The sequence below is a fragment of the Aeromonas sp. R7-1 genome, assembly GCF_040908115.1.
Classification (GTDB): Bacteria; Pseudomonadota; Gammaproteobacteria; order Enterobacterales; family Aeromonadaceae; genus Aeromonas; species Aeromonas caviae.
In genome coordinates, this window is sequence record NZ_JBFODD010000049.1 from 28,662 (window position 1) to 43,249 (window position 14,588).

Genomic DNA, 14,588 nt, shown 5'->3' on the forward strand with positions numbered 1-14,588 from the left:
GTGAGCCAGCGCCGCTTTCATGTTTCAGATTTGTAACCAAGGGTAACCCTGCAACCCTTTTCACACTTTTCAATCCTGCTCCCAACCGGCAACTTCCTGCACCCGACGGGCAAGTGAGAGGGGCCGCTTTTGCATAGAGTGGCGACTCCTACACACACAAGGAAGATAACAACAATGAAACACCACTCGCTCTCCCGAACCCGTGTCGCCCTCGCCATCGGGGCCCTGCTGCTGGCAGGGTGCAACGACAACGACTCCACCCCCAAGCCCGAGCAGCCGGTTCTGGGCCACCGCACCGTCACCCTCATCGAGCAGGACGGCCTGCAATTCAAGGATCTCGATGGCAGCGGCACCCTGACCCCCTACGAGGACTGGCGCCTCGGCGCCGCCGAGCGAGCCCGGGATCTGGTGGGCAGGCTCACCCTGGCCCAGAAGGCAGGGCTGATGATGCACGGCACCCTGGTGCTGGACGGGGCAGGGCGGGTGAACCTCGCGGCCATGGACAAGATGCTGCGCGAGGACGGGGTCAACACCTTCATCACCCGCATGGCCGGTGATCCGGCGGCCATCGCTGCGGACAACAACACCCTGCAGGCCCTGCTGGAAGGAGTGGGATTCGGTATTCCCATGACGGTGAGCACGGATCCCCGCAACCACTTCACCCATGATCCCAACGCCACCAGCATCGGTGCCGGGGCCTTCTCCCAGTGGCCCGAAACCCTGGGGCTGGCCGCCATCGGTGATGCCGCCCTGGTGCAGCGCTTTGGCGACATCGCCCGTCAGGAGTACCGGGCCGTCGGCATCCACGAGGCCCTCTCGCCCCAGGCGGATCTTGCGACCGAGCCGCGCTGGGGGCGCATCAACGGCACCTTCGGGGAAGACAACCTGCTCGCCAAGTCCCTGGTCAAGGCCTACATCGAGGGCTTCCAGCAGGGGAGCGAGGGGATAGGCAAGGAGAGCGTGGTCACCGTGGTCAAGCACTTCGCCGGGGCCGGTCCCCAGAAGGACGGGCTGGATGCCCACAACCCCTGGGGCAAGGAGCAGATCTACCCCGGCGGCCAGTTTGCCTACCACCTGGTGCCCTTCGAGGGCGCCTTCGAGGCCAGGGTAGCCGCCGTGATGCCCTATTACGCCATGCCCCTGGGCCTGACCCAGGATGGGCAGCCCGTCGAGGAGGTGGGGTTTGGCTTCAACCGCCAGATCATCACGGATCTGTTGCGGGGTCACTTCAAGTTTGACGGCGTGGTGCTGAGCGACTGGGGCATCGTCAATGACTGTGACAGCCGCTGCGAGCAGGGGCTGACCCAGGATGAAGTCAATGCCGGGGTGAGCCCCTGGACCGTGCCCTTTGGCATGTCCTGGGGCGTGGAGAAGCTCACCAAGGCCGAGCGTTATGCCAAGGCCATCGACGCCGGGGTGGATCAGTTCGGTGGCGTGGAAGATCCGGCTCCCCTGCTGGCGGCGGTGCAGAGCGGCCTGGTGACCGAGGCGGCCATCACCACCTCGGCCGAGCGGATCCTGGAACAGAAGTTTGCCCTCGGGCTCTTCGAGAACCCCTATGTGGATGCCGAGGCCGCGGTGGCCCTGGTGGGCAAGACCGAGTTCCAGCAAGAGGCCCAGGCCGCCCAGGCCGCGTCTCACGTGTTGCTGAAGAACGAGGGAGCCCTGCTGCCGCTGAAGGCGGACGGCAAGCGGGTCTATCTGCACAATGTCAACGCCGAGGTGGCCAGGGCCAACGGCTATACGGTGGTGACGAACCTGGCCGACGCGGAGCTTGCCATCGTGCGGGTCAACGCCCCGGGTGAGCAGGATCCCCGTTTCCCGTTTGGCAGCATCCACTTCGGCCAGCTCGGCTTTGCCAGCAATGATCAGGTGGTGCAGGAGACGGCCCACGAAGGGGTCTACCGCGGCGCGGATGACTATGCCGCCATCCAGGCCATCGAGCAGGCCGGGGTGCCCCTGGTGCTCTCCGTCTATCTGGACAGGCCCGCCATCCTGACCGAGGTGGCCCCGGCGGCCCGGGTGCTGCTCGCCAACTTCGGCGCCCTGGATCAGGCCCTGTTCGATGTCATGAGCGGCACCCAGAAGGCACGCGGCAAGCTCCCCTTCGAGCTGCCCTCGAGCTGGCAGGCGGTGCTGGCCCAGTCCCCGGACGTGGCCAAGGACTCACAAAGCCCGCTCTATCCCTACGGGGCCGGTCTGGCCTATTGACGGACAGGGATGTTCTGTCTCTCATCAAGGCGCCTTCGGGCGCCTTTTTCATGGGGCGGTGGTGATGGCCACGCCTGTTGGCCAGCGCTGCTGGTGGGAGAGTATGTGGTCCAGATGAGGAGCATTTCAGAACCAGCCCGGTTGTTATACTCTGGGGCACCTATGAGAGGGGCACTGGCAAATAATATCTGGACACCTGGCGGCCGGCATATCGGACAGCGTGGGCGGCAATAATAAAAATGGGCGAGGTAGCTATGCACCATCACAATAACGAAAAAATATTTGATCCAGATTTTTTGTCCAGCCTGGGGCCCGGCAAGACAATCACCATCCCGGTCACCTTTATTCAGGACCTGACCAGGGCCGCGTCCCTTCAGGATGTATTGAACGTGATGGCGAAGTGGATATTCCATCTTTTTTCTGCCGAACGGGTCAGCATCACCATCAAGGAGAATGAAGACTCCCTGACGCTCTATTCGGTGATGGGCAACAATGCCATTCCCATGGATTTTCTGGTGCCCATTCAAGGGACCATGGTGGGCCGGGTATTTTCGACCGGCATGCTGAGAATATGCGACGACCTGGCCCAGTCCGCGGATCTCGATTGCGAGATGCTCTCCCGGCACGGCATGGGCTGCTGCATGGATGCCCCCATGATTCAGGGAACGGTCAGTATCGGGACCCTGAATGTCGCCCACCACGAGAAGGGCTATTACACCGCCGACCACGCCATGGTATTGCAATGTCTGGCGAACTGGCTGGCCCTCAATATCCAGCTGCACCTTCAAATCGCCGACATGGAGCAGCAGGCCTGCACGGATTATCTGACGGAGACCGCCAATCGCCGGGCCTTCATGAATGAGGGGGAACGGCGGCTGATATTGTCCAGGCTGACGGACACCCCTTTTATCATCGCCATTCTGGATCTGGACCATTTCAAACGTCTCAATGACCGATATGGTCATGTCGCCGGGGATCATGCATTGAAGGCGGTGGCCAGCCTCGTCAAGCGCAACATGAGGCAGGAGGATATCTTCGCCCGCATCGGGGGAGAGGAATTTGCCATGATCATGACGGGGGGTGACAGCGAGCCCCCGTTTTCCGTGCTCGACCGCCTTCGCGCCCTCATCGAGGCCCAGGTGATCGAGTACGAGGGCGAGTCCATCAGGCTGACCGCGAGCATCGGGTATTCATCCTCGTCACCTGAAGACGGCGCCCTCAGCACCCTTCTAAAGCGGGCGGATGATGCCCTCTACGCCGCGAAACGGCGGGGCCGCAACCGGGTGGAATTCACTCCCGGCTAGTGCGAAGGCCCGGCGAGGGCAGGGAAGAGAGTGTCCCTGGGCGCCTTCGGGCGCCTTTTCCATTGCCCCCATCGACAATCCCGGTTTGGCGCAAGGGGTTGGCTTGGGCATAATGGCGCCCCGGCAACGGGTGCGGTGGCCAGCGCGGCAGGCACCCGGTCACAGTGCACAGGAGATGAGATGAAATTTATCGGAGCCCACGTCAGTGCGGCGGGCGGGGTGGAAAACACCATCGCCCGGGCCAAAGCCATCGGGGCCAACGCCTTCGCCCTGTTTACCAAGAATCAGCGCCAATGGCAGGCGGCGCCCCTCTCCGAGGCCAGCATTCGCGCCTTCAAGGCCGCCTGCGAGAAGGAGGGCTTTCGCCCCGAGCAGATCCTGCCCCACGACAGTTACCTCATCAACCTGGGTCATCCCGACCCCGATGCCCTCGCCAAGTCCCGGGATGCGTTCCTAGACGAGATGAAGCGCTGCGAGCAACTGGGGCTGTGCTACCTGAACTTCCACCCGGGCAGCCACCTCAAGCAGATCCCCGAGGCGGTGAGCCTCAAGCTGGTGAGCGAGTCCATCAACTGGGCGCTGGAGCGCAGCGAAGGGGTGACGGCGGTGATCGAGAATACCGCCGGCCAGGGCACCAACCTCGGCTGGTCGTTCGAGCATCTGGCCACCCTCATCGACGGGGTAGAGGACAAGAGTCGGGTCGGCGTCTGCTTTGACACCTGCCACGCCTTCGCCGCCGGTTACGATCTGCGTACCCCCGAGGGGTGCGAGGCGGTGTTTGCCGACTTCGACCGCATCGTGGGGTTCCAGTACCTCAAGGGGATGCATATCAACGGCGCCAAGTGTACCTTCGGTAGTCGGGTCGACCGTCACCACAGCCTGCGGGAGGGCAACCTCGGCGAGGCGGTGTTCCACCACATCATGAACGACGACCGATTTGACGGCATCCCGCTTATCCTCGAGACCATCGACGAGTCCATCTGGGGCGAGGAGATAAGCTGGCTGCGCAGCCTGGCCGGGAGCCCGCGCCCGGCGTGATGCCGGGGTCCACCATTGGGTAGCAAGGAGAGACGATGCACGACGAGATAAGGGCGCCCCTGCGCTTTGGCATTGCCGGGGCGGGGGCCATCGCCCGGCGTTTTTGCCGCGATGTGAACGGGCACGCCAGGGGAGCCGAGGTGGTGGCCATCGCCGCCCGGGACCAGGGACGGGCGGACGAGTTCGCCCGGGATCTGGGGCTGCCCCACGCCTATGGCAGCTATGAGGCCCTGGCCGCCAGCCCCGAGGTGGAGGCCGTCTATGTGGCGGTCATCCACCCGGAGCACGCGGGCCTGGTGAGGCAGATGCTGCTGGCGGGCAAGCACGTACTGGTGGAGAAACCGGCGGTGACCCGGGTAGCGGATTGGGACGCCCTGGTGGCGCTCGCCCACGCACGGGGCCTGCTGCTGCTCGAGGCCATGAAGGTGATGTGCTTCCCCGCCATGCGCGCCCTGTTGCAGCGCCTGCCCCTGCTGCCGCCGCCGCGCGAGCTGCGGGCGGCGTTCGGTTCGGCCCAGCCGAAGGTGGGCAAGCTGTTCGATCCGGCGCTGGATGGCGGCGCTGCCTGGGACGTGGGGGTCTATCCCCTCTGGCTCCATGCCGCCCTCTGCCATCGGCTGGGGCTGGGCTGCCCCGCCCCCGAGGTGACGCTGACGCGGGCGCCGGGGGAGGTGGATCTCGCCGCCAGCTTCACGTTCGATGAGCCGTTTCGGGCCGAACTCGGGGCCTCCATCATCGAGGATCTCGAGCGGGAAGCGTCCTTGTCCGGGGAGGGGTGGCGCCTGGTCATCGAGGGCAAGTGGTGGAATCCCCAGCACATTCGCTGGCAAGGGGGGCCTGCCCCCGTCATCTGGCCGGCGGACATCTATCTGCCGGTGGAGGGGGGCGGCATGCAGCACGAGGCGGATCACTTCGCCGATTGCCTGCGCCACCGGCTGCTGGACTCCCCCTGGGTGCCCCAGGCCGTGACCCGGCAGGTGCTCGGCTGGATTGAAGGGGGACTCGCCGGCTGAGGCCGGGGAAGGGCTGATGGCCGGGGAGAGCATCGGCTGAACGACAAGGGCGCCAATGGCGCCCTTGTCGTATCCGAAGGGCTTCTCACGCCAGGGTCTGGGCGCGGCAGAAGGCCAGGAAGCGGCGCAGGGCGGCGGAGTGGAACTTCTGCTTGTGCCAGACGAGGGAGAGCTGGCGTGGGAAGCGGCGACTCGGGGTGAGGGCCACCAGGCGCCCCTGTGCCAGTCGGTCCGCCACCGCGAGGCGGGAGATGAAGGAGATGCCGAGCCCCTTCTCCACCGCCAGCATCACCGCCTCCAGGGTATTGAGCTCTATCCCCGCCTGCCAGCGGGGCAGGTGAGGCTGGAGCTGCTGCTCGAACTGCTCGCGGCTGCCGGATTGCGCCTCGCGCAGCACCCAGGTTTCCCCGGCAAGCCGGCGCAGGGGCAGCTCGAGCTGATCCGCCAGGGGGTGACCGGGGGCGGCGATGATGAGCATCTCGTCCTCCAGCCAGGGTTCGCTCACCAGGTCCGGGTGGTGGTTCTCCCCCTCGATGAGGGCGAGATCCAGCTCGAAGTGGGCGAGGGCATGGCACAGGAGGTGGGTGTTGGCGATGGTGACCCTGGGGGCGGCCCCCAGCTCCTGGGCCCCCTCCGCCAGCAGGGCGGGCAGCAGGTAGTTGCCGATGGTCTGGCTGGCCCCGAGGTGCAGCTGGCCGCTTGGCTCGGCATCGGGGCTGAAGAGCTGCTCTATCTCCTGCATCCGGGTCAGCAGCTCCTCGGCGGCCGGTTGCAGCAGGCGCCCCTCGCTGTTGAGCTGGAGCCTCGGGTGCACCCGGTCGAACAGGGGCGTGGCGAGCTGGCGCTCCAGCTCCTGCAGCGACTGGGAGACGGCCCCCTTGCTCAGGCAGAGTTCATTGGCGGCGCCCCCCAGGTTGCCGTGGCGGGCGATGGTGGCAAACACCTTGAGTTGTTGCAGGGTGAGCTTCATATCGTTTGATTTTCCTAAACGCTAAGTTCAATTCATTTAGATATCGTAAACGATAGACCCCCTTTATCCTATGCCCATCGTCATCATCAAGAGGGTATTCGCCATGATCGCAAGAACCCGCCGCTCCCTGGCCGCCGCCCCGACCCCCATGGCCGGTCTAGCTCTGGGGATCGCCAGCCTCGGCTGGTGCTGGGAAAATGCCGGTCAGTTCGATGGCCGTCTGCAACTGCTGGGGGCCGCCATCGCCGCCGTGCTGCTCCTCGTCCTGACCTTCAAGTTTCTGATCCACCCGCGCCTGCTGTGGCAGGATCTCGCCCATCCCGTGGTGGGCAGCGTGGTGCCCACCTACGCCATGGGGACCATGGTGGTCTCCAAGGCGGTCGGCCTGCTCGCCCCGACCCTGGGGCATGGGCTCTGGCTGTTTGCGGTCATCATCCACCTCGTCTTCCTCGCGACCTTCGTCTGGCACAGGGCCAAAGCGTTTGAAATCCATCACATGGTGCCGAGCTGGTTCGTGCCGCCGGTGGGGATCATCGTGGCTGACGTGGCCTACCCGGGCGGTCCCTTCGCATCCCTGGCCACCGGCCTGCTCTGGTTCGGCATGGCCTGCTATGGCCTGATGCTGCCGCTGATGCTCTATCGCCTCATTTTCAGCCACGAGGTGCCGGATGCCGCCAAGCCCACCATCGCCATCCTGGCCGCCCCGGCGAGCCTGTCGCTGGCCGGCTACCTCACCGTGAGCCAGGACCCCTCCCTGCTGCTGGTGGCGGTGCTGCTCGGGATCGCCGTGCTGATGACCGGCATCATCTACCTGGCCTTCATCAAGCTGCTGCGCCTGCCGTTCTCGCCGGGTTACGCCGCTTTCACCTTCCCCCTGGTGATCGGGGCCACCGCCCTGTTCAAGGTGAGTCACCTGCTGTCGCAGTGGCCACAGGCGGCCCGCTATGCCGAGCAGCTCCATCAGCTGGCCTATCTGGAGCTGGGGGTGGCCACCCTGGTGGTGGGTTACGTGGCCCTGCGTTACCTGATGTTCTTCCTGCCGGCGGTGCAGGATGACCTGCCGGGGCAGCCCGCACGCCGCTAGGCACAAGGTTTTCATCCCCCCTTGTCATCGACCCCGCCCATGCGGGGTCTGCCGTTCGTGATGCAGTGACACAGAGGGGAATCAAATGAAGCAGATTAATTTTGTCAATCCGTGAAGTGGCTTAAATAGTTGCCCATACAGGCGACATTCAGTTGGCGTTAACTGGTAATACCTGTCACGATGCGCGCCACTTTATCTTCCCACTGTTTTGTCGTGCCCATGTCCTCATCTGATCCCGTGTTTGACGCCCGATTCCAGCCTCGTCTGCTGCACCCCCGTTACTGGTTGAGCTGGCTCGCCCTCGGCGCCATCGGTGTGCTCGCCTTCGTTCCTCCGCGCTGGCGGGATCGCCTGGCCGATGCTCTGACGCCCCTGGTATGCGCCATCTCGAAGAAGCAGATCTACATCGCCAGGACCAACCTCGCCATCTGCTTCAAGGAGAAGAGCGAGGCCGAGCGGGAGGCCATCCTGATGACCTCCATCCGGGTCGGCCTCAAGAGCCTGCTGGGCTTTGGCGAGTTCACCTGGCGCAGCCCCGCCCACGTGATGGGGCGGATCCAGGTCAGCGGCTGGGAACATATCGAGGCGGAGCAGGCCGCTGGCCGACCGGTGATCCTGGTGGTGCCCCACAGCTGGCCCATCGATGCGGCGGGCTACTACTTCGCCCAGCGGGGCCTGCCCATGTGCACCATGATGAAGAGCGCCCGCAACCCGGTGTTCGACTGGCACATCAACGGCGCGCGGGCCCGGCACGGCTGCCGCGTCTATGAGCGCAGCGCCGGCATCAAGCCGGTGATCAAGGCGGTGAAATCCGGCCTGAGCTTCTTCTATCTGCCGGATCAGGATCACGGCCGGGAGGCGAGCCTGTTCGCCCCCTTCTTCAACCACCCCAAGGCGACGTTGCCGGCCCTGCCACGGCTGGTGAAGCTGACCGGTGCCCAGGCTCTGCCGGTGCTGGCCTGCTATGACGAGCAGGCGCACGGCTACCGGTTGGAGGTCGAGGCTCCCTACGCCGACTACCCGAGCGGGGATCTGATGGCGGATACCTGCCGCATGAACGACAGCGTGGAGCGCCAGCTCTGCCGCCACCCGGGCCAGTACATGTGGTTCCTCAAGATCTTCGACACCCGTGAGGATCAGGTGGGGCCGGATGGCCTCTACGAAGAGGGGATCCGGCGCATCCGCCGGGGCCTTGCTCCTCACCCCTGAGCCTTGCGCTCACCCGGTGCAAAAATGTGGCCCCAAGCGGGCCACTTTTTATTTCTAACTTGTCTGATCAGTGACTTGGCGCGGGGGCGCTGTGCAGGGCAGGGTAGAAAAAGTTGTCAGGATCACTAAAATGACGGTCTGTTTTGATGATTCGATGGCGACCATGTCCGCACAAGATCCGGTGTTTGATACCTCTTTTCATCCGCGCCTGCTGCACCCCCGTCTGTGGGGCAGCTGGCTGGCCGTCGCCCTGCTCTCCCTGCTGGCCTGGGTGCCGGCAAGGGCACGGGACAAGTTGGCCGACTACCTGGCCCCCCTGCTGCTGCGCGTCTCCAGGAAGCAGGCCTACATCGCCGACACCAACCTCAAGATCTGCTTCCCCCATCTCGACGAGGCGGGCCGTCAGGCCCTGCTGCTGAAATCCATCCGGGTGGGGCTCAAGACCTTCCTGGGCTTTGGCGAGCTGACCTGGCGCAGCCCCGACTTCCTCAAGGGGCGCGCCAAGGTGAGCGGCTGGGAGCACGTGGAGGCGGAGCGGGCAGCCGGTCGCCCCATGATCTTCGTGGTGCCCCACACCTGGGCGGTGGACATGATTGGCCGCTACTTCCCCCTCCAGGGGATCAAGATGTGCACCATGATGAAAAGCCCCAAGGATGCGGTGTTCGACTGGTACATCAACCGCGAGCGCAGCAAGGGCGGGCGTGTCTACGAGCGCAGCGTCGGCATCAAGCCCGCCATCAAGGCCCTGCGCAGCGGCGACAGCTTCTTCTACCTGCCGGATCAGGATCACGGCCGGGAGGCGAGCCTCTTCGTGCCCTTCTTCAACCACCCCAAGGCGACCCTGCCGGCCCTGCCCAAGCTGGTGAAGCTGACCGGTGCCCGCGCCGTGCCCATTCTGGCCTGCTACGACGAGGACGAGGGGTGCTACCGGCTGGAGATCGAGGCGCCGTTCGACCCTTATCCCACCGCGGATCTGGTGGCGGACGTCAACCAGATGAACCGCATGGTGGAGCAGCAGCTTGGCCGCTTCCCCGAGCAGTACATGTGGTTTCTCAAGATCTTCGAAACCCAGGAGCACGATCAGGGCGAAGACGGTCTCTACGAGGCGGGGATCCGCCGCATCCGCCAGGGGCTGCCACCGGAACCTTGATCGACACGGCCCCTTGCGGGCCGTTTCTGACAGGGGTGGCAGGCCACCAGCAAACAGGTGCAAACAAGGTGCAAATAGGGTAAAAGGGCGGTCATGAAAATTCCAAATCGAATCCAACCTCTGGTTGATGACGGCCTGGTGGACGATGTCATCAGCCGGCTGATGAGCGGCAAAGAGGCCGACGTCTATGTGGTGCGCTGCGGCGACGAGATCCGCTGCGCCAAGGTCTACAAAGAGGCGTCAAAGCGCAGCTTCAAGCAGGCCGTGGTCTATCAGGAAGGGCGGCGAGTGCGCAGCAGCCGCGATGCCCGCGCCATGGAGAAGGGCTCCAAGTACGGTCGCAAGCAGCACGAAGAGGTGTGGCAGAACACCGAGGTGGATGCCCTGTTCAAGCTGGCGGCGGCCGGGGTGCGGGTGCCCAGGCCCTATGTCTGCCTTGATGGCGTGCTGCTGATGGAGCTCATCACCGACGCCGACGGCAACGTCGCTCCCCGTCTCAACGACGTGGCCCTGACCCGTGAGCAGGCTCTGGTGGATCATGGCAAGGTGATCCGCTACGTGGTGCGCATGCTCTGCGCCGGGCTCATTCACGGGGATCTCTCGGAGTTCAACGTGCTGGTGGACGAAGAGGGGCCCGTCATCATCGACCTGCCCCAGGTGGTGGATGCCGCCGCCAACAACCAGGCCAGGGCCATGCTGGAGCGGGATGTCGACAACATGCGCAACTACTACGGCATGTATGCCCCCGAGCTGCTCAAGACCCGGTATGCCCGGGAGATGTGGTCCTTGTTCGAGGATGGCAAGCTGGGCCCCGAGACCGAGCTCACCGGCCTGTTCGAAGAGAGCCGGGAGGCCATCGATTTGGATGGCGTGCTGCACGAGATAGAGAGTGCCCAGGAGGAGGCCATGGCCCGTCGGGCCAGGTTGCAGGCGGAGCAGGAAGAGGAGTCCTGACGGGCCTTCATCCCAGTCAACAAGAGCGCCATGGGCGCTCTTTTGTTTTGGAACCCTGGCTCAGAGCCCGGTCAGGGGCGGCGCCTTGAGACGGGGCCCCTGGTAACCCGTCACCTCGCCAAAGCGCGGATGACCGCTCTCCCAGTCGGCGGCGGCGGTGCGAATGGCCTCCTTGTCGACGCTCACGAAGTTCCACCAGATCTGCAGCGGTCTGGGCAGGGGCTCGCCGCCGATGAGCAGCAGCCGGGCACCCGGGCGCAGGGTCAGCGCCACCTCCCGGTTGCCGGGGGGCAGGTAGAGCAGCTGCTCCGGGGCCAGGGCCTCCCCTGCGACGATGGTCTCCCCCGCGAGAGGAAAGAGGCCGTGCTCGAAGGCGGGATCCAGGGGGAGGGTGATCTCGCCTCCCTCGGGGGCGTGCAGATCCAGCCCCAGAATGGGGGAGAAGTGCAGGGTGGGGGCGCGCCGGCCGCCGTGCTCGCCGATGAGCAGGGTGAGGGTGATCTCCCCTTGCTGCCAGCGGGGGAGCGTCGGGTAGTGATCGAAGCGGGGCGGGGTATGCTGATCCGCCTCGGGCAGGGCTATCCAGAGCTGGGCGGCGTGCAGATCGGGCTGGTTCGGGACCGACTCCTCGGTGTGGGCGATGCCCCGTCCTGCGGTCATCAGGTTCACCTGGCCCGGACGGATCACCTGCTTGCTGCCCAGGCTGTCCCGGTGGAGGATCTCCCCCTCCAGCATCCAGGTGAAGGTCTGCAGGGCGATGTGGGGGTGGGGCCCCACATCCATGCCGGGTGCGCCGGGGGCAAAGCGGGTCGGGCCGATATGATCGAGAAAACACCAGGGCCCGATGGTGCGCCGCTCCTTGACCGGGATGGCGCGAGCCACCGGGATGCCGCCCACATCGGTGAGGCGGGAGGCAATGCGTTGCCACTGTTGTGTCATGGGGTGCTCCTTGTCGAGGAAAAGGTTGGCGCACGCGCGCGCAGGTTGCAGCGTCTGCAGGGGGACGGACATGCCGTCTCGCCCGGTGCCGGTGAGTGATGCCGAGGTTACTATGCCCCAATCCGGCGCCGGATGGCAAAGACGGGGCACAGCGCCTGCCCTGAGGGCCCCGCCCGGCAATTGCAGCCGGGTACTGTATGAACGTACAATAGTCCCATCCCACTCTTGAGCCCGACCACCTGCATGACCGATATCCAGCCCCTCCCTCCCGTGACCCCGCCGCTCGACGGCTTCATCCTGACCCGCCATGGTCGGGATGTGCAGGGGCGTACCGAGATCGTGATGTGGCTCTGGAGCGCACAGGGACCGGTACGGGTGGTGGTGCCGGGGCAGGAGCCGGTCTTCTTCCTGCCGGAACGCCACCTGGAGGAGGCGGCAGAGCTCTTCAAGGGGGCCGGGGTGAGGGGGCGTTTTCGCCGCCTCCCCATGCACACCTTCGAGGGGAGCCGGGTGGTGGGCTGCTACTTTGCCACCCTGAGCGCCTTTCACCGCGCCATCGAGCTGCTGCTCATCCGCGGATTGGAGCACTTCGAGGCGGATATCCGCCTGCCCGAGCGCTTTCTCATGGAGCGCTTCATCACCGCCGGGATGCGCTTTGACGGCAAGGCGAGGCGAAAGGGGGGCAGGCAGGGTTACTGGGAGGTAAACGAGGCGCGCTGTGCGCCGCAGGCGGTGACGCCGACCCTCTCCTGGGTCTCCCTGGACGTGGAGTGCGCCATGGATGGCACCCTCTTCTCGGTGGGGCTCCATAGCGAAGAGGACGCGCGGGTCATCATGATTGGTGCTCCGGAGCCGGGCTCGCAGGACTGGGAGACCCCCGTCGAGTGGGTGGCGGACGAGCCAGCCCTGCTCGGTGCCCTGGAGGGCTGGTTCAGCCTGCACGATCCCGATCTCGTCATCGGCTGGAACGTGGTGAATTTCGACTTTCGCCTGCTGCTGCGCCGCACCGAACTCCACAAGCGGCGGCTGCGGCTCGGGCGCGGGCGGGAGCTCTGCTTCTGGCGCTCGTCCCGAAACGACCCCCAGAGCGGCAACGTCATCATCCCGGGGCGCATGGTGCTGGACGGCATCGATACCCTCAAGAGCGCCACCTGGCAGTTCCCGAGCTACAGCCTGGATGCGGTGGCAAGCGAGCTGCTCGGGCGGGGCAAGGACATCGAGGACGTGGCCAACCGGGGGGAGAAGATCACCGAGCTGTTCCACTCCGACAAGGAGGCGCTGGCCCGCTACAACCTGGAAGATTGCAGGCTGGTGTGGGAGATCTTCGATTTCTGCCACCTCATCCCCTTCGCCATCGAGCGCGCCTCCCTCACCGGTCTCGAGCTCGACCGGGTTGGGGGGTCGGTGGCGGCGTTCACCAACCTCTATCTGCCACGGCTGCACCGCGGTGGCTATGTGGCGCCCAACCTGCCGGCAGACGGCGGGCTCGCCAGCCCCGGCGGCTATGTGATGGACTCCAAGCCGGGGCTCTATCGCCACGTGCTGGTGCTCGATTTCAAGAGCCTCTATCCCAGCATCATCCGCACCTTCTGCATCGACCCCATGGGGCTGGTGGAGGGGCTCAAACACCCGGATAACGCCATTCCAGGCTTTCGCGGCGCCCTGTTCTCCCGAACCCGTCACTTCCTGCCGGATCTCATCGCCACCCTCTGGGCGGCGCGGGATCGGGCCAAGGCCGCCAGTAACAAGGCCCTCTCCCAGGCCATCAAGATCATCATGAACTCCTTCTACGGGGTGCTGGGGTCGGGGGGCTGCCGCTTCTACGACCCGAGGCTCGCCTCCTCCATCACCTTGCGGGGCCACGGCATCATGCAGCAGACCCGGGAATGGATAGAGGCAGAAGGGTTCGAGGTGATCTATGGGGATACCGATTCCACCTTCGTGCACCTGGGGAGCGATATCCGTCTCGAACAGGCGGACGAGATTGGCCAGCGACTGGCGAAGATGATCAACGACAACTGGGCCGCGCTGATCAGGCGGGAGTTCGACCTGCCGAGCCATCTGGAGATCCAGTACGAGACCCACTACCGCCGTTTCCTGATGCCCACTATTCGCGGGCTGGAGAAGGGGAGCAAGAAACGCTATGCGGGACTGGTGGGCGAAGGGGAAGGGGAGCACCTGGTGTTCAAGGGGCTGGAGACGGTGCGCACCGACTGGACCCCCCTTGCCAAGGCATTCCAGACCCGGCTCTACGAAATGGTATTCCACGACCAGGATCCCAGCAGCTATGTGCGCACCATGGTGGACGAGACCCGGGCGGGCCGTCACGACGATCTGCTCATCTACCGCAAGCGGCTGCGCCAGAAACTCGAGGAGTATCAGAAGAACGTGCCGCCCCATGTGCGGGCGGCGCGCCTGGCGGATGAGGAGAATCTGCGCCGCGGCCTGCCCCAGCGCTATCAGCACAGGGGCACCATCGCCTACCTGATGACCCTGAACGGCCCCGAGCCTTTGGAGTACCGGCGCAGCGCCGTCGACTACGAGCACTACATTGACAAGCAGCTCAGGCCCATCGCCGACGCCATCCTTCCCTTTGTGGGGGAGTCGTTCGAGCGGATCTGCGGCCAGCAGCTCGATCTCTTCTGACAACACGAGGTAAACGCGGCGGCCATGGCACAACAATGGCGGCCCGCGTGCCAGAGGGGACAGGAGGCAG

Annotated in this window: 11 protein-coding genes; 9 read left to right on the forward strand and 2 right to left on the reverse strand. The window is 65.1% G+C overall.

Annotation, left to right across the window (positions count from 1 at the left end):
• Positions 1–174: 174 nt before the first annotated feature.
• The 4 genes from AB5Y51_RS13065 to AB5Y51_RS13080 all read left to right on the forward strand — a co-directional run bounded on the left by AB5Y51_RS13065 (position 175) and on the right by AB5Y51_RS13080 (position 5,566).
• Complete coding sequence (locus tag AB5Y51_RS13065; RefSeq protein WP_368178564.1) at positions 175–2,211, forward strand: glycoside hydrolase family 3 protein; 2,037 nt, start codon at positions 175–177, stop codon at positions 2,209–2,211.
• A gap of 254 nt (positions 2,212–2,465) precedes the next feature.
• A complete protein-coding gene (locus AB5Y51_RS13070; protein WP_323941443.1) occupies positions 2,466–3,515 on the forward strand; it encodes a sensor domain-containing diguanylate cyclase in 1,050 nt (349 codons plus the stop codon).
• 180 nt (positions 3,516–3,695) lie between these two features.
• A complete protein-coding gene (nfo, locus tag AB5Y51_RS13075; RefSeq protein WP_042880583.1) occupies positions 3,696–4,553 on the forward strand; it encodes a deoxyribonuclease IV in 858 nt (285 codons plus the stop codon).
• A 35-nt stretch (positions 4,554–4,588) separates the two neighbouring features.
• On the forward strand, positions 4,589–5,566 hold the full coding sequence (locus tag AB5Y51_RS13080) for a Gfo/Idh/MocA family protein (RefSeq protein WP_368178565.1): 978 nt from the start codon (positions 4,589–4,591) through the stop codon (positions 5,564–5,566).
• Positions 5,567–5,651: 85 nt separating this feature from the next.
• Here the strand turns inward: AB5Y51_RS13080 and AB5Y51_RS13085 are convergent, their stop codons facing one another.
• Entirely contained in the window at positions 5,652–6,536 is an 885-nt protein-coding gene (locus AB5Y51_RS13085; protein ID WP_039039086.1) for a LysR substrate-binding domain-containing protein, read from the reverse strand.
• A gap of 103 nt (positions 6,537–6,639) precedes the next feature.
• On the opposite strand from AB5Y51_RS13085, the gene AB5Y51_RS13090 reads away from it, so the two are divergent.
• The 4 genes from AB5Y51_RS13090 (at position 6,640) to AB5Y51_RS13105 (ending at position 10,933) form a co-directional block, all read left to right on the forward strand.
• Entirely contained in the window at positions 6,640–7,620 is a 981-nt protein-coding gene (locus AB5Y51_RS13090) for a TDT family transporter (protein ID WP_368178566.1), read from the forward strand.
• 219 nt (positions 7,621–7,839) lie between these two features.
• Positions 7,840–8,829, forward strand: a complete 990-nt coding sequence (locus AB5Y51_RS13095; protein WP_048207605.1) for a lipid A biosynthesis (KDO)2-(lauroyl)-lipid IVA acyltransferase — start codon at positions 7,840–7,842, stop codon at positions 8,827–8,829.
• A gap of 154 nt (positions 8,830–8,983) precedes the next feature.
• A complete protein-coding gene (locus AB5Y51_RS13100; protein WP_368178595.1) occupies positions 8,984–9,979 on the forward strand; it encodes a lauroyl-Kdo(2)-lipid IV(A) myristoyltransferase in 996 nt (331 codons plus the stop codon).
• Positions 9,980–10,072: 93 nt separating this feature from the next.
• A complete protein-coding gene (locus tag AB5Y51_RS13105) occupies positions 10,073–10,933 on the forward strand; it encodes a PA4780 family RIO1-like protein kinase (RefSeq protein WP_029314478.1) in 861 nt (286 codons plus the stop codon).
• Positions 10,934–10,993: 60 nt separating this feature from the next.
• Here the strand turns inward: AB5Y51_RS13105 and AB5Y51_RS13110 are convergent, their stop codons facing one another.
• A complete protein-coding gene (locus AB5Y51_RS13110; protein WP_201901598.1) occupies positions 10,994–11,872 on the reverse strand; it encodes a pirin family protein in 879 nt (292 codons plus the stop codon).
• Between the two features lie 243 nt (positions 11,873–12,115).
• On the opposite strand from AB5Y51_RS13110, the gene AB5Y51_RS13115 reads away from it, so the two are divergent.
• A complete protein-coding gene (locus AB5Y51_RS13115) occupies positions 12,116–14,518 on the forward strand; it encodes a DNA polymerase II (RefSeq protein ID WP_368178567.1) in 2,403 nt (800 codons plus the stop codon).
• Positions 14,519–14,588 lie beyond the last annotated feature (70 nt).